The sequence below is a fragment of the Rhizorhabdus wittichii genome (assembly GCF_017607425.1).
Lineage (GTDB): Bacteria > Pseudomonadota > Alphaproteobacteria > Sphingomonadales > Sphingomonadaceae > Rhizorhabdus > Rhizorhabdus wittichii.
In genome coordinates this window covers 1,433,945-1,450,352 of the sequence record NZ_CP059319.1, presented here as the reverse complement: position 1 = coordinate 1,450,352, position 16,408 = coordinate 1,433,945, and the positions used below count along the sequence as shown (strand labels likewise).

Genomic DNA, 16,408 nt, shown 5'->3' with positions numbered 1-16,408 from the left:
CATGGACGGGGGATGGCTTTCCGATCGACCGATATCCGACCGTTCGCCCTGCTGGTCCTGCTGGCGCTCGGCGGCTGTGCCGCGACCACCTCCGCGCCGCCCGCGCCGGTGCCGCCCCCCGCGCCGCCGGCCGCTCCCGCGCCCGTCGCGCATGCCGGCGACTGGCGCGACTGGCCGATCGCGCCGGGGACATGGCGCTATGTTCCGGGCACGCCGGTGTCGGCGGCGCGCTATGGCGACGGACAGGCGTCGCAGCTCGTCGTGCAGTGCGACGCGGCGAAGCGGCAGGTGACGATCATGCGCGCGGGGACCAGCGCGCAGATCGAGATCCTCGCCTCGACCCGCAGCGCGCGCTTCCCCGCCGGCCACGTCACCGATCGCGGCGCGGCGATGAGCGCGGTCATCCTGAGCGCGAACGATGCTTTCCTGGACGTGATGGCGTTCAGCCGGGGGCGGATCGCGGTGCGCTCGCCGGGGCTTCCCGACCTGGCGGTCCCGGCCTGGGCCGAACCGGCGCGAGCCATCGAGGATTGCCGAAAATAGAAGATATTACAAGGCTTGTTCGCAGCGCGGCGATGACCCATGTTCGAGTCCTCGGCAACATTGCGAAAGGAGGTGATCCGATGTCTCATGGTTCAGCATGGAGGTCGGTTCTGTCCGTTCGGGGAACGCGTTTCTAAGAGGCGCCATGGTTCTCCGGGCCGGCACTCCGGCCGCTGACCATGTTAGGGGTTGCCGGGGCTTCGGCCTCGGCAACTCTTTTCATTTCCGGGTTTCGCGCGTCGCCCGGGCCGCGATCCGCGCCTGCCACAGGATCAGCAGCGGCACGACCACCAGTTCCATGACCAGCCCCAGCCGGTGCGGCAGGCTCGGCGCACCGACCGCCGCCCAGCTCAGCAGGCGCGCGAGCCCGCCCATCACCACCATCGCGCCGAGCAGGCGGAAGCGCGGCCCCTGGCGCTCGATCGCCGGGATGGTCGAGACGAACGCCATGCCCAGCATCAGGAAGAGGCCCGAGAGATAGCGGAAATGGCTGTCGAGATCGGCCGTCACCACGCCGGGCCGCAGCATCGCCGCGCCGCGCAGGACGCCGTCGATCCCCGTCAGGATCGGCACCAGGCAGGCGACCGCGACGACGCCTTGCAACAGGGTGCGTTCGCGGATCATTCGCGCTCCAGCAGCTCGTCCTGGACGCGGGTGGCGTGGACCGCGATGCGGATCTCGTAGAGGAACATGCCGAGGCCGGCGATCAGCAGCAGCATCGCCAGCACGAAGATGATCGCGATCGGCTGCGCCAGCGCCAGGTCGAACAGCACTGCCGTGAACAGCCCGGCGATGACGATGCAGATCAGCACCGCGCTGATCGTGCAGAGGATCAGCGCGCGGTTGGCGTAGCGCATCCGCTCGTCGATCCAGCGGAGCTGCTGCACCTGATAGGGGTGGCTGGGATCGTTCTTCGCCGTGAAGTGCTGCTCGATCCAGCGCGACCGGTCGACGACGCGGGCGAGCCGCCCGGTCAGCATGTTGAGCATCGCGCCGATCGCGGTGAGCAGGAAGCAGGGGGCCATCGCGAGCTGGATGGTGTGCGCGATGTCGTTGAGTGCGAAGCTGTCTCCCATCGGCGATGGATGGGTCAAGCGCCGGTCGCGGTCAAACGGAAAAGGGAGGCGGTGGCCGCCTCCCTTCCCTTGTCGTGCGACGATGGCGCGGCGGGGTCAGCCGGCGGTCTTGGAACCGACGTTGACGCCCATCGACTGGAGGTAACGCTTCACGTTGCGCGCCGCCTGCCGGATGCGCTGCTCGTTCTCGACCATCGCGATGCGGACATAGCCTTCGCCGTCCTCGCCATAGCCGACGCCCGGCGCGACCGCGACGCCGGCATGGGTGAGGAGCTGCTTCGAGAATTCGAGACTGCCGAGATGCGCGACCGCCGGCGGCAGCGGCGCCCAGCAGAACATCGACGCGCGCGACGGCGGGATGTCCCATCCGGCGCGGGCGAAGCTCTCGACCAGCACGTCGCGGCGCTTCTTGTAGAGCTCGCGGTTCTTCTCGACGATGTCCTGCGGCCCGTTGATCGCCGCGACCGCCGCCGCCTGGATCGGCGTGAAGGCACCATAATCGAGATAGGACTTCACCCGGGTCAGCGCAGAGATGAGCTGCTTGTTGCCCACCGCGAAGCCCATCCGCCAGCCGGCCATGCTGTAGGTCTTCGACATCGAGGTGAACTCGACGGCGACGTCCTTGCCGCCCGGCACCTGCAGGATCGAAGGCGTCGGAACGCCGTCATAATAGAGTTCCGAATAGGCGAGGTCGGACAGCACCCAGATATTGTGCTCCTTCGCCCAGGCGACGAGCCGTTCGTAGAAGGCGAGGTCGACCACCTCGGCGGTCGGGTTCGACGGATAGCCGACGACCAGCACCGACGGCTTCGGCACGGTGAACTTCACCGCGCGGTCGAGCGCCTCCCAATAGCGCTCGTCGGGCGTCGTCGGCACCGAGCGGATCGTGGCCCCGGCGATGATGAAGCCGAAGGTGTGGATCGGATAGCTCGGGTTCGGCGCCAGCACGACGTCGCCGGGCGCGGTGATCGCCTGGGCGAGGTTGGCCAGGCCCTCCTTCGAGCCGAGCGTCACGACGACCTCGCTCTCGGGATCGAGATCGACCCCGAAGCGGCGCTGATAATAGCCGGCCTGCGCCTTGCGGAGCCCCGGAATGCCCTTCGACGCCGAATAGCCGTGGGCGTCGGGCTTGCGGGCGACCTCGCACAGCTTGTCGATGACGTGCGGCGGCGGCGGCAGGTCGGGATTGCCCATGCCCAGGTCGATGATGTCCTCGCCCCGCGCTCGCGCCGCTGCCCGCATCGCGTTGACTTCGGCGATGACATAAGGCGGCAGGCGCTTGATGCGGTAAAATTCCTCGGACATTTGACTTCCTTTGGGTTTCGGACTTGGCGAGCGGGGATCGATCCCCCATGGTCGCCGACGCGACCTATACAGATTCTGCGCGCCGATTGCAGGCGCATCGTGAAAAAAGCTTGGGCAGGAGCTTGGCATGGCGGACATGGGCGAAGAGCGCGGCGCACCCGGAGACGGGGAGGCGTTCGAGTTGCCGTCGTTGGAAGAGGTCCAGCACTGGACCGGGGTGATCGGCCAGGCGCAGCAGATGCTGATGGAGCATATGGCCGAGGCGATGGCCCAGGCCCCCGCAGACCTGTCGCTGCCGCCGCTGCCGTCGATTCCGGCGCCGGTCTTCCCCGATCCCGAGAAGCTGGCCGACCAGCAGAGCGAGCTGATGAAGGCCAGCCTCGGCCTGTTCGGCCAGTTGATGGAGGAAGGGGCGGGGAAGGAGGCCGCGCGCGACCGGCGCTTCAAGGCGGCGCAGTGGCGCGAGACGCCGCTGTTCGGGGTCATCGCCGACGCCTATCTGCTGCTGTGCGATGCCTGGCTGAAGGGCGTCGATGCGCTCGAAGGATTGCCGCCCAAGCAGCGCGAGCAGCTCAAATTCGCCACCCGCATCGTTGCCGACGCGATGTCGCCGGCCAATTTCGCGCTGACCAACCCGCAGGTGCTGGAGCGCATCTTCGAGACGCGCGGCGAGAACCTGCTGCGTGGGCTCGATCATATGCTGGCCGACATCGGCAAGGGCAAGCTGACCCACAGCGACACCGAGGCGTTCGAGCTCGGCCGCAACATCGCCGCGACGCCGGGCAAGGTGATCCATGAGACGCCGCTCTACCAGCTCATCCACTACGCGCCCGTCACCGACACGGTGATGGAGGTGCCGCTGCTGATCTTCCCGCCGTGGATCAACCGCTTCTACATCCTCGACCTCAATCCCAAGAACAGCTTCATCCGCTGGGCGGTCGCCCAGGGCTTCTCGGTGTTCGTCGTCTCGTGGAAGTCGGCCGACGAGAGCATGGCCGACGTGACGATGGACGACTATGTCGTGCGCGGGCAGGTCGACGCGATCGATACGGTCCGCGCGCTGCTGGGCGTCGATCATGTCCACACCGTCGGCTATTGCGTCGCGGGGACGGCGCTGGCGATGACGCTCGCCTATCTCGCCGCGCGGGGCGAGGCGGACAAGGTGAGGAGCGCGACCTTCTTCACCGCGCAGGTCGATTTCAGCGAGGCGGGCGAGCTCAACCTGTTCGTCGACGACGATCAGCTCAAGCTGATCGATGCGCTGACCCAGGGGAGCGGGGTGCTGGACGGCCGCTTCATGGCGGCGACCTTCAACCTGCTGCGCGGACGTGACCTGATCTGGCACTATGTCGTGCAGAATTATCTGCTGGGCGAGGACTATCCCGCCTTCGACCTGCTCTACTGGAACGGCGACGTCACCAACCTGCCCGGCAAGTGGCACCGCGCCTATCTGGAGAATCTCTACCGCGACAATCTGCTGGTCCAGCCGGGCGCGCTGTCGGTCGACGGCGTGCCGATCGACCTGCGGCGGATCGAGACGCCGGCCTATGTCCAGGCCGGGCGCGAGGACCATATCGCCCCGTCGCGCAGCGTGTGGAAGATCACCGGGCAAGTGGCCGGGCCGCTGCGGTTCGTGCTGGCGGGGTCCGGGCACATCGCCGGGGTGGTCAACCCGCCCGAGGCTGGCAAATATCAATATTGGACCTGCGACGTGCCGGTCGAGACGCTCGAAGCGTTCCAGGCTGCGGCGAGCGAGACCAAGGGAAGCTGGTGGCCCGACTGGCAGGCCTGGGCGCGCGCGCTGGCGCCGGCCGAGGTCGCGGCGGAGGGTGCGCGGCGGCCCGGCGAGGGCTCCTTGCCGGCGATCGAGGATGCTCCGGGCCGCTACGTGCGGACGCCCTGATTCGCATCTGCGAAATATTTTGACGTCATTCTGGAACCGTCCGGGCATCCGGACGTTGGCTGGGCGCGTCTGGAATCCCGGATTTCAGCCAGAAAATTGCAGTGCTGTTACGATTATGTTGCACTGCACAATACATCTTGCATCAGCTCAAAAAATGCGTATTGTGCATCGCAACATCAAAGACGGAATTCGATTCGATGGCGGACAAGCTTCCCGGCAAGGACAAAGCGGCATCGGCGGCCAAGGCGGATGCCAAGGCGCCCATGCAGGCCAAGCCCGTCGTGGCGAAGGCCGCGGCCCCCAAGCCGGCTGATCCCAAGCCTGCTCCCGTGGCGGCCGAGGTCGTCGCCAAGCCGGCGCCGGTCGCTCCGGCCGCCAAGGTCGAACCCGTCGCGGTGAAGGCGCAGCCGGCGAAGGCCGTCGCGCCGGAAAAGCCGGCGGTGGCTCCCGTCGCAAAGACTGTTTCGCCGTCGGTCGTCAAGGTTGCGACGCCCGCGGTCAAGCCCGCCCCGGCAGCGTCACAGCCGGAAACGAAGGGAGTGCGCGTCATGGCCACCACCGTTCCACCCCAGCCCAAGGCTGCTGCTGAAAAGGTCAATATCATGATTTCCGATTTCAACGATCGTGCGAAGGCTGCGTTCGAGAAGACTGCCAAGGCCGGCGAAGAGCTGGGCGAGTTCACCAAGGGCAATTTCGAGGCGTTCGCGACCTCGGCGAAGACCGCCGCCAAGGGTGCCGAGTCGCTCGGCCAGGAACTGGCCGACTATGGCAAGAAGAGCTTCGAGAGCGCTTCCGCCACGATCAAGAGCCTGGCCGCGGTGAAGACCCCGACCGAGCTGTTCCAGATCCAGAGCGACTATGCCAAGTCGGCGTTCGACAGCGCCGTCGCGGAAGCGTCGAAGCTGAGCGAAGCCTGGCTGAAGCTGGCCGGCGAGGTCGTCCAGCCGATCTCGAGCCGCTACGCGCTTGCCGCCGAGAAGTTCAAGTCCACGGCGCTCTGATTTCCCTTTCGTCGCGATTTGACGGCCGCTTCCCTCGGGAGGCGGCCGTTTTCGTTGCGGGTTGCATTGCGTCGCCGATCGGGCGAAGCGGTCGCCAGCCTCTTGCCGAAGAGGCCCGGCGTGCCATATTCTCTCCATGTCCCCCATTTGTGTGAGTCCCGCGCCGATCATGAGCCATTCCGCCTTCACCACTGCCCCGACCGGCATGGCCACGCGCAAGGATGGCGATGACAACGGCACCGGCCTTGGCCTCGCCACGCGCACCCGGACGCGGACCAAGAAGCCGTCGCCCTACAAGGTGCTGATGCTCAACGACGACTATACGCCGATGGAGTTCGTCGTCCTGTGCCTGCAGCGCTTCTTCCGGATGAACCTGGAGGATGCGACCCGGGTGATGCTCCACGTCCACCAGAAGGGCGTCGGCGTGTGCGGGGTGTTCAGCTACGAGGTCGCCGAGACCAAGGTGAGCCAGGTCGTCGACTTCGCCCGCCAGAACCAGCACCCGCTGCAATGCACGCTTGAAAAAGCGTAGGAGGACTCCCGCCTTCTCACTGACCGTCATTCCCGCTTTCGCGGGAATGACGGAAAAGGGATGGGCGTGAACGGCTCGACCTATTTTTCCACGACATCTGGGATGCGGCTGGCCACCAGTTCGCGGGCCTTGCGTTCGATCGACCAGAGCAGCCGCTTGTCCTTCGGGTCCCAGGCGATCGCCTGGCCGTTGGTCGGGATCGGGATGGTCGCGACGTGGCGCAGGATCGATCCGGCCTCGGGCAGCGCCACGACATAGAGTTCGGGCCGGTCGTGGCCGGTGACGTAGAGGCGGCCGTCCGCGCCCCAGGCGCCACCGGACGAACTGTAGGGCGCCATCCGGTCGAGCACTTCGGGCGGGAACAGCCAGGCGCCCTGCTCGGCGAAATTGCGGTCGAAGCGGACGAGGGTGGTCAGGCGGTGGTCGCGTCCCGGCTCGCCGCCCTTGCCGTCATAATTGGCGAAGCAGGCCCACCAGCTTCCCCCGTGCCAGTCGAGCCAGGTGAGCGAGCCCCGGCCGGGGCCGAGGCTGCGGCTGGCGACATGCTTCATCGCGCGGGTGTCGAACCATTCGATCGAGCTCGCCATCGGCACGTCGGGGTAGTTGGACGCCGCGCAGATGAGCCGGTCCTTCAGGGCGATGCAGGCGTTCATATGCTTGAACGCGGCCTTGTCGCCCTGCCAGCGGGCGATCATCCGTCCGCTCGCCGGATCGATCTTGCTGATCGCCGCATTGTCGACCGCATAGAGGTGGCGGCCGTCGGACACCGCGCCCTGGCGGGCGTCCTCGGCCGGCACCCGCCGCACTTCGGTCGCGGCCGGCAGGGCCAGCGCCGTTGCAAGGAGCACCGCCAGCATCAGGATGCCGCCGACGCGCCGTCTGGCGTGAGAAGCGGTTTGCCATCGGCCGATCGCGTCACGGAACATTCCCCTTCTTGCATCGGTGGCGGATGGAGTGATTTCGAGGCGGACCTTATCATCGGCGGGCCCGGAAATCACGGTGGACAAAGGGAAAACAGACCCGATCGGGTTCAACCTGAACCGGATCGGGGCTAGACCTTGATCGTTTCAGGCTGAATCAGCCTGAAACGTGAATCAAGGTCTCAACTATTTGAATAGAGCCTGATTCACGCCATCGGTGGAAGCGCAAAGCGCTTCCACCTCAGACGATCAGGCTCTAGGCGCGACGCATGACTCCACGGTTCCCATCGGGTGACGTTTTCATGGCGGCCATCCTGCCGCTTGAGGCGGAGCGGACTCCCCGATAAACGCGGTTCATGGATCGCATCACGATAAGGGGCGGCAACCGCCTCAAGGGCCGCCTGCCGATATCAGGGGCCAAGAACGCGGCGCTGACGCTGCTGCCCTGCTCGCTCCTCACGGCGGAGCGGCTGACTCTCACCAATCTGCCGCGTCTCGCCGACGTCGACAGCTTCGGCCATCTGCTCAACGAGCTGGGCGTCTCGACGACGATGAGCCGCGGCAATGGCGAGACCATCGGCCGAAAGCTCACCATGTCGGCGGGCACGATCGCCTCGACCGTCGCGCCCTACGACATCGTCCGCAAGATGCGCGCGTCGATCCTCGTGCTCGGCCCGCTGGTCGCGCGGGCAGGGGAGGCGACGGTCTCGCTGCCGGGCGGCTGCGCGATCGGCAACCGTCCGATCGACCTGCACCTCAAGGCGCTCGAGGCGCTGGGCGCGGAGATCGAGCTGGCGGCCGGCTATGTGAAGGCGATCGCCCCGTCGGGCGGGCTGCGCGGCGGACGGATCAGCTTCCCGGTCGTGTCGGTCGGGGCCACCGAGAACGCGCTGATGGCCGCCGTCCTCGCCCAGGGCGAGACGGTGATGGAGAATGCCGCGCGCGAGCCCGAGATCGTCGATCTCGCCCGCTGCCTCGTCGCGATGGGCGCCGAGATCGACGGCATCGGCACCGACCGCCTCGTCGTCCAGGGCAAGACGAGCCTGCACGGCGCCGAATATGAGGTGATGCCCGACCGGATCGAGGCGGGCAGCTATGCCTGCGCCGCGGCGATCACCGGCGGCGAGATCGATCTGGTCGGCGCCCGGACCGACGATATGGAGGCGATCCTGCAGGGCCTGCGCACCGCCGGTGTCGGGATCGAGCCGTTCGACGGCGGCATCCGCGTGACCGCGAACGGCAAGCTGCGCCCGCTGACGCTCTCGACCGCGCCGTTCCCGGCCTTCCCGACCGACATGCAGGCGCAGTTCATGGCGATGCTGGCGATGGCGGACGGAACCAGCGTGCTGACCGAGACGATCTTCGAGAACCGCTACATGCACGTTCCCGAACTGACCCGCATGGGCGCGGACATCCAGGTCCATGGCCGCACCGCGATCGTCAAGGGCGTCGACCGCATCGTCGGGGCCGACGTGATGGCGACCGACCTGCGCGCCTCGATGAGCCTGGTGCTCGCCGGCCTCGTCGCCGAGGGCGAGACGCGAGTCCACCGGGTCTATCATCTCGATCGCGGCTATGAGCGGCTCGAGGAGAAGCTGTCGGCGGTGGGCGCGGACATCGAGCGCGAAAGCGACGGCTGAGGAACAGGACCCGTCAGGCGCGCTCGACCTCGTCGGGCTGCGCCTCGCAGGTCTTGCCGGTCTCGCCGGTCGCCATGATCTGGTTGTAGAGCTCGGCCTGGCGCGACCGGAGCTTCCCGCCCAGCGCGTCGAGGTCGATCCTGCCTTTCTCACCGGCCGCGCGGGCGTCCTCGAACAGATCCTCGTCTTCCTCGTCGATATGGTGGACGGTCTCCTCGCCCAGGACGTGGACCTTCGAGGCGAACAGCTCTTCGGTGCCGTCGAGCTGCTCCAGTTCGGCGATGATGCGCTTGCCTGACTGATGCTCGACGATGCCCTCGTTGACTTCGTCGTCGCCGATCACGGGCTTGAGCGCGGGGTAGAGGATCTCCTCCTCGATCGCCATGTGCACGGTCAGCCGCATGCACAGTTCGCGCGCGATGGCGACGAGGCGGTCGGGACGGGCCTTCTCCGCCTCGTCGAACAGGGTGCGGAAGACGTGATGCTCCTCCTTGAGCAGGCTGATCGCCAGCGGATCGTCCTTGGCGATCCGGTGCTTCCCCTGTGCGTTGCGCGAACCATATTTGCCCGGCACGGTCGGCCTCCTTTGCGAAGAAATTCCATTGCGGATCAACGGGCCGGGGCCGTTCGATGTTCCCGCCGACATGGTTAATCCATAACGGACCAATCGCCTGCTGACAGCCATGGGAGGGGCGCTAGTTCTAGCTGGACATGGCACGCGGGGGCGAGCGTACGGGTTGAAGCGGCGTGCTGGAGGGCGCGAATGGCATATTGGGGCTCGGCTCCGATCATCTTGGTTTCCGCCGATACGGAGGAGGGGATGGCGGCGGCGTCGAGAAGCGTGGAGGCCGCCGGCGGGCGGATCGCGGCATCGGTCGATATCGATACGGCGACGGACCGGCTCGACAGCCAGGTCGCGATCGACCTCGTCTGGGTCGACGTCGCCGTCGATCATGGTCCGGCCCTCGACCGGCTGCTCGAGCGGCTGGCCGTCGGCGCGGCGCGCGGCGACTTCGCGGCGATGGTCGTGATCCCGTCGGAGCTGGTCGACATCGTCGCCTCGCAGATCGGCGGCAGCGCCGTCAGCATCCTGGTCGGCCGCAACGCACGCGCGCTGGATGCGGCGCTGGCCGATCGGCTGGCCCGCGCGGCGCCGCAACTTCGCGAGGATGGCGGCGACGAGGCAATCCGGCGCCACGACTTTCCGATGGAGAGCTTCGACCAGCCGCACCGGCCCATCCCGCTGCTGCGCGAAGGCGGCGATGACGGGGAGGGGCGCGGCTATGAGCCGCCGCCGCGTCCGGCCGTCGTCGATGCCGGCATGATCCGCGACATCATCCGCGGGCGCCGCCTGCGCGACGAGCTGTTCGGCGCGGGCCTGTTCGCCGATCCGGCCTGAGACATGTTGCTCGACCTGATGGCGGCGCGGATCGAGCGGCGCCCGGTCGCGGTATCGAGCCTGTGCATCGCCGCGGCGGTGCCGGCGACGACGGCGCTGCGCTGGATCAAGCAGCTCACCGAAGCCGATCTGCTCCGCCGGGTCGCCGATCCCGACGACGGCCGGCGCGTGTTCATCGAGCTGACCGACCATGCCGCGGCGGCGATGGAGGCCTATTTCGCGGCGATGCCGGCCGGCGCGCGAGGCTGACCGGCCGGCCCGGAGGGATCAGCCGATCGCGCGAAGCGCCTGTTCGAAATCGGCGATCAGGTCGTCCGGGTCCTCGATGCCGATCGAGATGCGGACGAGGTTGTCGCCGATGTCGAGCGCGCGCTTGCGCTCCTCGGGCACCGACAGGTGGGTCATGCCGGCGGGATGGCTGGCCAGCGTCTCGGTCCCGCCCAGGCTGACCGCCAGCTTGGCGATCCTGAGCGCGTCGAGGAAGGCGAAGGCCTCCCGCTCGCCGCCCTTCAGGTAGAGCGAGAAGGTCGATCCCGCGCCGTCGCAATGCCGCTGGTAGATGTCGGCCTGGCGCGATCCGGGCTGGAGGAAGCCGAGATAGCCGACCCGGTCGACCTGCGGCTGGCCGCGCAGCCATTCGCAGACCTTGGCGGCGTTCTCGCCCGCGCGGCTCATCCGGAGTTCGAGCGTCTCCAGCGAGCGCAGCAGCATCCAGGCGGTGTTGGGATCGGTGATCGTGCCGATCGTGTTGCGCATCGCGCGGACCGGATCGAGCAGCGCCTTGGCGCCGACCACGCCGCCGGCGACCAGGTCGCTGTGCCCGCCGGCATATTTGGTCAGCGAATAGACCACCAGTTCGGCGCCGTGGCGCAGCGGCTTCGACCAGAGCGGGCCGAGGAAGGTGTTGTCGATCGCGATCGGCGGCTTCTCGTCCTCGCCGGCGAACAGCCGGTCGCGCACGTCGCGGACCGCCTGCACGTCGACCAGCGCGTTGGTCGGATTGGCGGGGCTTTCCAGATAGATCAGCGCGACCCGCCCCTTCGCCTTGGCCGCCGCGATCACCGTCTCGATCTCCTCCGGCGTCGCGCCGGCCGGGAAGTCGAGCCACGACACGCCGAACCGGCCGAGGATGCGGGCGATCAGCGTCTCGGTGGCGGCATAGAGCGGCGCCGAATGGACGATCACGTCGCCGGGGCGGACCAGGCTGAGCAGCAGCGTCGCGATCGCCGACATGCCGCTGGAGAAGCTCAGCGCGTCCTCCGCATCCTCCCAGATGCCGAGCCGGTCCTCCAATATCTCCTGGTCCGGGCCGTTGAAGCGCGAATAGACCAGGCCCTCGGCCCCGCCCGGCCGCTTGCCGGTGACGCCCTCGAAATGGCGCTTGCCGGCGGCGGCGTTCTCGAAGACGAAGGTCGAGGTCAGGAAGATCGGCGGCTTGAGCGCGCCTTCCGAAAGCATCGGGTCATAGCCGTGGCCCATCATCAGGGTCGAAGGCTTGAGCTTGTGGCCGCCGATCTCGAGGACCTCGGGCTTGGGGCGCCGGCGCGGCGTCGTGCCGCTCAGCGTATGTTCGGTGTTTTTGGGCATGGATGTCCTGCGCATATCTTTTCGTGATGGCAGGAGGATGCGCCTTGCCCGCTCCGCTGACAAGCGGGAGGGGCCTGGGGCGAGGCGGGGTCAGGCGAGCGGCCGGAGCAACTGGATGGCGACCGCCAGCCACGGCGCATCGATGATCTGCTGGCGCGATCCCTGGCCCGGGGGCAGGATCTGCAGGCGGTGGCCGTCATGGTCGATCAGCCGGCCGAAGACGAAGCGCCCGCCCGCGCGCGGCGCCAGCACGTCGCGGTTGAGCGCCTGGCCGAACGAGCGCGGGTCGAGCCGCTCCAGCCAGATCATGTCGCCGGTGCGATATTCGCCGACGCTGGTTTCGACGAGCATGGTCAGCCCGCTGTAGGACGGCCGGGGCAGGGCGGCGATCTGCGGCTGGCGCGGCGCGGCGGCGCCGTCGGGACCGAGCAGGGCGAGGATGTCGAGCGTGGCCTGTTCGGGAACGCGGACCAGTTCGGCGGCCTCGACGCCGAGCGCTGCGGCGATGCGGTTGAGCCAGCGGATCGAGACGGTCCGCACCCCGGTTTCGAGCCGGCCGATCGTCTGCGCCGTCGTCGGCGGGACACAGCGGTCCGCCACGTCCTGCAGCGTCATTCCCTTGGCGCGCCGTACTTCGCGGATGCAGCTCTTCATCGGCTCCCTGACCAACCGGGCTGGTTAAGCGGTGGCTGCATAGCGAAGCGCGCCGACCCGGTACAGCGGCGGGCCGGAAGAAAGCCGAAGAAAGTCGAAGAAACTGGCAATTCGCGGGAGGCCCGCCTATTTCCCCCGCCTGTTTCCGGCGCGAACGGAGGATCGATGGCGAAGATCGGTTGGGGCAAGATATTGGCGGGCGTGGCCACCGCCGCCGCGGCCGGCGCGGCCTATGTCTATTTCAAGCAGCGCGCGGCGCGGGCGCCGATATACGAGACGCTGGCGAGCGAGGGCGGGTTCGAGATCCGCCGCTATCCGGCCCTGCTCGTCCTCGAAACCGCCCAATATGGCACGCGCGACCGCGCGCTCGGCAATGGCTTCGGCCTGCTCGCCGACTATATGTTCGGCGAAGGCCGCGACGGCGAGGAGATACCGATCGCCATGCCGGTGCTGGCGGAGGCGCTGCCCGGCGACGCCTGGCGCATCCGCTTCCTGCTGCCGCAGGGCATCGACCGCGACGGGCTCGATCTGCCGGGGCCGGGGATATCGATCGCCGAGATCCCGGCGCGCGAGGTCGCCGTCATCGCGGTCCCCGGCAAGCCGACCGACCGCTTGTTCGCGGCGAAGGCGGGCGAACTCGGCCGCTGGATCGCGGCGCAGGGGCGGAAGCCGGCGGGCGAGGTCGAGCATGCCTATTATAATTCGCCGCTCAAGCCGGGCACGACTCTGCCCAACGAGCTGTTCGTTCCGCTCGCAGCCTAGGCAGAATGGCATCGGACTGTGGCGGAAAAGCCACAGGCGCGAACAGTCGTGAAAATTTTTCCGTTGATCGCAACCCTTTCAACCAAAGCTCGTTTAGCGGCTGTCTGGGGGATCCGATGCGGTTCCGGAATGGAATGGATACCGTTTCCGGATCGGTTCGTCGCAGAAACGGATGCGCTTGCGCGTATCCGGGTGATTGGGTTAGGTGAACGCAGTTCCATTGGGAACCTGTTGGAAAGGGGAATGATATGCGCAAGCTTGCCATCCTGGCGGCCCTAGCATCTACCGCGCTCGCAGCGCCGTCCTTTGCTCGTGACAACGCCTGGTACGTTGGTGTCGAAGGCGGTGGTCTGTTGCAGGAGGACATGAAGTTCGACGTCGGTCCGTCGACGCTGTCGCCGGGCGGCCGTGCAACGGTCGACTCCAAGACCGGTTTCGACGTCGACGGCATCGTCGGCTATGATTTCGGCATGTTCCGCCTTGAAGGCGAAGTCGGTTACAAGCGTGACCGCGTGAACAGCTTCACGACCAGCGCGTCGCGCACCCCCGCCGCCGTCGGTGGCGCCGGTGCTCCGGCCGGGACCTATCCGGACGCTTCGGGCAAGAACAGCGCCCTCAGCTTCATGGTCAACGGCCTGCTCGACTTCGGTGGCGAGGAAGGCTTCTCGGGTTACATCGGCGGTGGTGCCGGTATCGCCCGCGTCAAGTTCGCCGGCTACAACGTGTCGGGCGACGACTTCCTGAATGACTCGGACTCGAAGTTCGCCTGGCAGGCGATCGCCGGCGTCCGTTATCCGGTGTCGACCAACGTCGACGTCGGCCTGAAGTATCGCTACTTCAACGTCAAGGACGCGAAGGTATTCGACCGCCTCGGCGCCGAATATGAGGGCACGTGGCGTTCGCACAGCCTGCTGCTGAGCCCGTCTACAACTTCGGTGAGCCGGCTGCTCCGCCGCCGCCGCCTCCGCCCCGCCGCCGCCTCTCCGCCCCCGCCCGCCTCCGCCGCCGCCTCCGCCGGTGGTCAGAGACTCCGGGTCCGTTCATCGTGTTCTTCGACTGGGATAAGTCGGACATCACCGCGGAAGCCGCGTCGATCCTCGACAATGCGGCCAATGCCTATGCGACGACCGGCCAGGCGCGGGTCCAGCTTGCCGGCCACGCCGACAAGTCGGGTAGCGACCAGTACAATGTCGGCCTCTCGCAGCGTCGTGCCGACGCGGTGAAGGCTTACCTCGCTGGCAAGGGCGTGCCGGACTCGGCGATCACGACCGAAGCGTTCGGTGAGAGCCGTCCGCTCGTCGACACCGCCGATGGCGTCCGCGAGCCGCAGAACCGTCGCGTCGAAATCACCTTCGGCGCCGGCATGTAAGCGGCAGTGTCATCGATCCGTCGATGACGCGCAGAATTGGGGTCGGCCTTCGGGCCGGCCCTTTTTCTTTGTCCTCAACACTTTATTCGCTGGCGGGGATGCGGCATTGTCGGCATCCGTTGGGGGCTGCCGATGAAGGAGATATACATGTCCCGCACTCGTTCGCTTTCGATGGGCCTTCTCGCCGCCCTGCCGATCCTGCTCGCCGCGCCCGCCGCGGCGCTGGCGCATGATCATGGCCATGGCGGCGGCGGAGCGATGGCCGACCTGATCGACGGCCAGGGCCAGACCAAGGGCAAGGCGACGATCCGCCAGGGCAAGGACGGCATCGAGGTCGACGTCAAGGCGGTCGGCCTGCCGGCCGGCGTCCACGCCGTCCACGTCCACACCACCGGCACCTGCACCGGCCCCGACTTCACCAGCGCGGGCGGGCATTGGAACCCTGGCAAGAAGCAGCACGGCCATGACAATCCGGCCGGCGCGCATATGGGCGACATGCCGAACATGACGGTCGGCGCCGACGGCACCGGCGAACTCCGGACCGTGATCAAGGGCGGGATGCTGACCGGCGGCGCCGCGCCGCTGCTCGACGCGGACGGCGCCGCCGTCGTCGTCCATGCCGCGGCCGACGACTATAAGACCGATCCGACCGGCAATGCCGGCGGTCGTCTCGCCTGCGGCGTGATCAAGGCCGAATGATCGAGAGCCGGCCGCCGCGCATCCTGTTCGTCTGTCTGGGGAACATCTGTCGCTCCCCCCTGGCGGAGGCGGCGATGCGCGCGGCGGCCGAGCGCGAGGACATCCCGGTCGAGGTCGATTCCGCCGGCACCGGCGACTGGCATGTCGGCAAGGCGCCCGATCGCCGCGCGATCGCGACCGCGCGGCGCCATGGCCTCGACATTAGCGGGTTGCGCGCCCGCCAGGTCGGCGTCGACGACTTCCGCGCCTTCGACCGGCTGGTCGCGCTCGACCGCAGCAACCTCGACGCGCTCCGCGCTCTAGCCCCCGATGACGGACGGGCGGAGCTGTCGCTGTTGCTCGACCATGTCGCGGGCCGCGAGGGAGAGGATGTCGCCGATCCCTATTTCGGCGAGGACGAGGGCTTCGAACAGGCCTGGCGCGACATCGGCGCCGGGGTCGACGGCTTGCTTGCCGAGATCGGCTGTCAGCCGAGCCTGTAGCGCGCGATCGCCGAATAGCTGGCGCCCGAAGCGCCGAGATGGCTCTCATAGAGCAGGAAATGATCGAAGCGCCCCTCGACAGGGGCCGGCCAGAGGCTGTCCATCGGCAGCGTCCCCGAGGGGGCCTGGCCGCGCGCGAAGCGGGCGAGGGTGATGTGCGGCACGAACGCCCGCTCCTCGGGTGCGATCCCCGCCCGGACGAGCGCTGCCGTCACCGCCGCATGGAGCGATTTCACCGGCTGGTGCGGGGTCACGCCCGCCCAGATATTGTCGATCCGGCCGCGCCGGTCGAAGCAGCCGACCCCGTCGAGCCGCAGCGCGAAGGCCGGGTGCGACACCGCGCCGAGCGCCGCGGCGATGTCCTCCGCGACATGGCGGTCGACCTCGCCGACGAAGCGGAGGGTGAGGTGGAGCTGCGCGTCGTCCTGCCAGCGCGCGCCGGGGATGTCGCCCATCGCGGCGAGCAGCGCCTCGCGCATCGGAAGCGGCGGACGCAGGGCTATGAACAGGCGGTGCATGCCCCCGATTGTCGCTCC

At 67.8% G+C, this 16,408-nt stretch carries 18 protein-coding genes and 1 pseudogene; 11 read left to right on the top strand and 8 right to left on the bottom strand.

Annotated elements, in window-relative coordinates; genetic code table 11:
• Positions 1-12 precede the first annotated feature (12 nt).
• Positions 13-543: a hypothetical protein gene (locus HRJ34_RS06935; RefSeq protein ID WP_208633686.1), complete on the top strand. Its 531-nt coding sequence runs from the start codon at positions 13-15 to the stop codon at positions 541-543.
• A gap of 219 nt (positions 544-762) precedes the next feature.
• Here the strand turns inward: HRJ34_RS06935 and HRJ34_RS06930 are convergent, their stop codons facing one another.
• The 3 genes from HRJ34_RS06930 to HRJ34_RS06920 form a co-directional block, all read right to left on the bottom strand.
• Positions 763-1,167 (bottom strand): DUF4345 domain-containing protein, encoded by a 405-nt coding sequence (locus HRJ34_RS06930; RefSeq protein WP_208633685.1) that lies wholly within the window; start codon positions 1,165-1,167, stop codon positions 763-765.
• Positions 1,164-1,619 (bottom strand): DUF2721 domain-containing protein, encoded by a 456-nt coding sequence (locus HRJ34_RS06925; protein ID WP_011951712.1) that lies wholly within the window; start codon positions 1,617-1,619, stop codon positions 1,164-1,166. Before HRJ34_RS06925 ends, HRJ34_RS06930 begins: the two co-directional genes overlap by 4 nt.
• A gap of 96 nt (positions 1,620-1,715) precedes the next feature.
• Positions 1,716-2,924, bottom strand: coding sequence for an LL-diaminopimelate aminotransferase (locus HRJ34_RS06920; RefSeq protein ID WP_011951711.1), 1,209 nt, complete (start codon positions 2,922-2,924; stop codon positions 1,716-1,718).
• Positions 2,925-3,051: 127 nt separating this feature from the next.
• On the opposite strand from HRJ34_RS06920, the gene HRJ34_RS06915 reads away from it, so the two are divergent.
• The 3 genes from HRJ34_RS06915 to clpS all read left to right on the top strand — a co-directional run bounded on the left by HRJ34_RS06915 (position 3,052) and on the right by clpS (position 6,360).
• The gene (locus tag HRJ34_RS06915; protein ID WP_208633684.1) at positions 3,052-4,827 is read left to right on the top strand and encodes a PHA/PHB synthase family protein; all 1,776 of its coding nucleotides are present in this window, start codon (positions 3,052-3,054) and stop codon (positions 4,825-4,827) included.
• A 197-nt stretch (positions 4,828-5,024) separates the two neighbouring features.
• Positions 5,025-5,828, top strand: a complete 804-nt coding sequence (locus HRJ34_RS06910; RefSeq protein ID WP_016745384.1) for a phasin family protein — start codon at positions 5,025-5,027, stop codon at positions 5,826-5,828.
• Positions 5,829-6,033: 205 nt separating this feature from the next.
• Positions 6,034-6,360, top strand: a complete 327-nt coding sequence (clpS, locus tag HRJ34_RS06905) for an ATP-dependent Clp protease adapter ClpS (RefSeq protein ID WP_029548701.1) — start codon at positions 6,034-6,036, stop codon at positions 6,358-6,360.
• Positions 6,361-6,440: 80 nt separating this feature from the next.
• Here the strand turns inward: clpS and HRJ34_RS06900 are convergent, their stop codons facing one another.
• On the bottom strand, positions 6,441-7,217 hold the full coding sequence (locus HRJ34_RS06900; protein WP_226949077.1) for a hypothetical protein: 777 nt from the start codon (positions 7,215-7,217) through the stop codon (positions 6,441-6,443).
• A gap of 419 nt (positions 7,218-7,636) precedes the next feature.
• On the opposite strand from HRJ34_RS06900, the gene murA reads away from it, so the two are divergent.
• Positions 7,637-8,920 carry a UDP-N-acetylglucosamine 1-carboxyvinyltransferase gene (gene murA, locus HRJ34_RS06895; RefSeq protein WP_011951706.1) on the top strand — a complete coding sequence of 428 codons (1,284 nt, stop codon included), beginning with the start codon at positions 7,637-7,639 and terminating at the stop codon, positions 8,918-8,920.
• Between the two features lie 13 nt (positions 8,921-8,933).
• On the opposite strand, the gene HRJ34_RS06890 is transcribed toward murA, so the two are convergent.
• Complete coding sequence (locus HRJ34_RS06890) at positions 8,934-9,494, bottom strand: hemerythrin domain-containing protein (RefSeq protein ID WP_208633682.1); 561 nt, start codon at positions 9,492-9,494, stop codon at positions 8,934-8,936.
• A gap of 189 nt (positions 9,495-9,683) precedes the next feature.
• On the opposite strand from HRJ34_RS06890, the gene HRJ34_RS06885 reads away from it, so the two are divergent.
• Together HRJ34_RS06885 and HRJ34_RS29160 are read left to right on the top strand one after the other, a co-directional pair.
• Positions 9,684-10,319, top strand: a complete 636-nt coding sequence (locus HRJ34_RS06885) for a MarR family transcriptional regulator (RefSeq protein ID WP_226949076.1) — start codon at positions 9,684-9,686, stop codon at positions 10,317-10,319.
• A gap of 3 nt (positions 10,320-10,322) precedes the next feature.
• Positions 10,323-10,568 carry a winged helix DNA-binding protein gene (locus HRJ34_RS29160; protein ID WP_226949075.1) on the top strand — a complete coding sequence of 82 codons (246 nt, stop codon included), beginning with the start codon at positions 10,323-10,325 and terminating at the stop codon, positions 10,566-10,568.
• An 18-nt stretch (positions 10,569-10,586) separates the two neighbouring features.
• Here the strand turns inward: HRJ34_RS29160 and HRJ34_RS06880 are convergent, their stop codons facing one another.
• Positions 10,587-11,906 carry a cystathionine gamma-synthase family protein gene (locus tag HRJ34_RS06880; protein ID WP_011951703.1) on the bottom strand — a complete coding sequence of 440 codons (1,320 nt, stop codon included), beginning with the start codon at positions 11,904-11,906 and terminating at the stop codon, positions 10,587-10,589.
• Between the two features lie 90 nt (positions 11,907-11,996).
• On the bottom strand, positions 11,997-12,560 hold the full coding sequence (locus tag HRJ34_RS06875; protein WP_011951702.1) for a helix-turn-helix domain-containing protein: 564 nt from the start codon (positions 12,558-12,560) through the stop codon (positions 11,997-11,999).
• Between the two features lie 165 nt (positions 12,561-12,725).
• Between HRJ34_RS06875 and HRJ34_RS06870 the strand changes: the two genes are divergently transcribed.
• The 4 genes and pseudogenes from HRJ34_RS06870 (at position 12,726) to HRJ34_RS06855 (ending at position 15,872) form a co-directional block, all read left to right on the top strand.
• Positions 12,726-13,322, top strand: coding sequence for an SOUL family heme-binding protein (locus HRJ34_RS06870; RefSeq protein ID WP_208633681.1), 597 nt, complete (start codon positions 12,726-12,728; stop codon positions 13,320-13,322).
• A gap of 248 nt (positions 13,323-13,570) precedes the next feature.
• Positions 13,571-14,691: pseudogene (locus HRJ34_RS06865) on the top strand (OmpA family protein).
• Positions 14,692-14,838: 147 nt separating this feature from the next.
• The gene (locus tag HRJ34_RS06860; protein WP_011951699.1) at positions 14,839-15,390 is read left to right on the top strand and encodes a superoxide dismutase family protein; all 552 of its coding nucleotides are present in this window, start codon (positions 14,839-14,841) and stop codon (positions 15,388-15,390) included.
• On the top strand, positions 15,387-15,872 hold the full coding sequence (locus HRJ34_RS06855) for a low molecular weight protein-tyrosine-phosphatase (protein ID WP_011951698.1): 486 nt from the start codon (positions 15,387-15,389) through the stop codon (positions 15,870-15,872). Before HRJ34_RS06860 ends, HRJ34_RS06855 begins: the two co-directional genes overlap by 4 nt.
• Here HRJ34_RS06855 and thpR read toward each other — a convergent pair.
• Complete coding sequence (gene thpR, locus HRJ34_RS06850) at positions 15,857-16,390, bottom strand: RNA 2',3'-cyclic phosphodiesterase (protein WP_011951697.1); 534 nt, start codon at positions 16,388-16,390, stop codon at positions 15,857-15,859. The two genes, HRJ34_RS06855 and thpR, sit on opposite strands and share 16 nt — an antisense overlap.
• Positions 16,391-16,408 lie beyond the last annotated feature (18 nt).

Excerpts from the sequence above, each read along its gene's own strand:
- HRJ34_RS06935 (WP_208633686.1), top strand. The coding sequence starts at position 13 with ATGGCTTTCCGATCGACCGATATCCGACCGTTCGCCCTGCTGGTCCTG.
- HRJ34_RS06930 (WP_208633685.1), bottom strand. The coding sequence starts at position 1,167 with ATGATCCGCGAACGCACCCTGTTGCAAGGCGTCGTCGCGGTCGCCTGC.
- HRJ34_RS06925 (WP_011951712.1), bottom strand. The coding sequence starts at position 1,619 with ATGGGAGACAGCTTCGCACTCAACGACATCGCGCACACCATCCAGCTC.
- HRJ34_RS06920 (WP_011951711.1), bottom strand. The coding sequence starts at position 2,924 with ATGTCCGAGGAATTTTACCGCATCAAGCGCCTGCCGCCTTATGTCATC.
- HRJ34_RS06915 (WP_208633684.1), top strand. The coding sequence starts at position 3,052 with ATGGCGGACATGGGCGAAGAGCGCGGCGCACCCGGAGACGGGGAGGCG.
- HRJ34_RS06910 (WP_016745384.1), top strand. The coding sequence starts at position 5,025 with ATGGCGGACAAGCTTCCCGGCAAGGACAAAGCGGCATCGGCGGCCAAG.
- clpS (WP_029548701.1), top strand. The coding sequence starts at position 6,034 with ATGGCCACGCGCAAGGATGGCGATGACAACGGCACCGGCCTTGGCCTC.
- HRJ34_RS06900 (WP_226949077.1), bottom strand. The coding sequence starts at position 7,217 with ATGCTGGCGGTGCTCCTTGCAACGGCGCTGGCCCTGCCGGCCGCGACC.
- murA (WP_011951706.1), top strand. The coding sequence starts at position 7,637 with ATGGATCGCATCACGATAAGGGGCGGCAACCGCCTCAAGGGCCGCCTG.
- HRJ34_RS06885 (WP_226949076.1), top strand. The coding sequence starts at position 9,684 with ATGGCATATTGGGGCTCGGCTCCGATCATCTTGGTTTCCGCCGATACG.
- HRJ34_RS29160 (WP_226949075.1), top strand. The coding sequence starts at position 10,323 with ATGTTGCTCGACCTGATGGCGGCGCGGATCGAGCGGCGCCCGGTCGCG.
- HRJ34_RS06880 (WP_011951703.1), bottom strand. The coding sequence starts at position 11,906 with ATGCCCAAAAACACCGAACATACGCTGAGCGGCACGACGCCGCGCCGG.
- HRJ34_RS06875 (WP_011951702.1), bottom strand. The coding sequence starts at position 12,560 with ATGAAGAGCTGCATCCGCGAAGTACGGCGCGCCAAGGGAATGACGCTG.
- HRJ34_RS06870 (WP_208633681.1), top strand. The coding sequence starts at position 12,726 with ATGGCGAAGATCGGTTGGGGCAAGATATTGGCGGGCGTGGCCACCGCC.
- HRJ34_RS06860 (WP_011951699.1), top strand. The coding sequence starts at position 14,839 with ATGTCCCGCACTCGTTCGCTTTCGATGGGCCTTCTCGCCGCCCTGCCG.
- HRJ34_RS06855 (WP_011951698.1), top strand. The coding sequence starts at position 15,387 with ATGATCGAGAGCCGGCCGCCGCGCATCCTGTTCGTCTGTCTGGGGAAC.
- thpR (WP_011951697.1), bottom strand. The coding sequence starts at position 16,390 with ATGCACCGCCTGTTCATAGCCCTGCGTCCGCCGCTTCCGATGCGCGAG.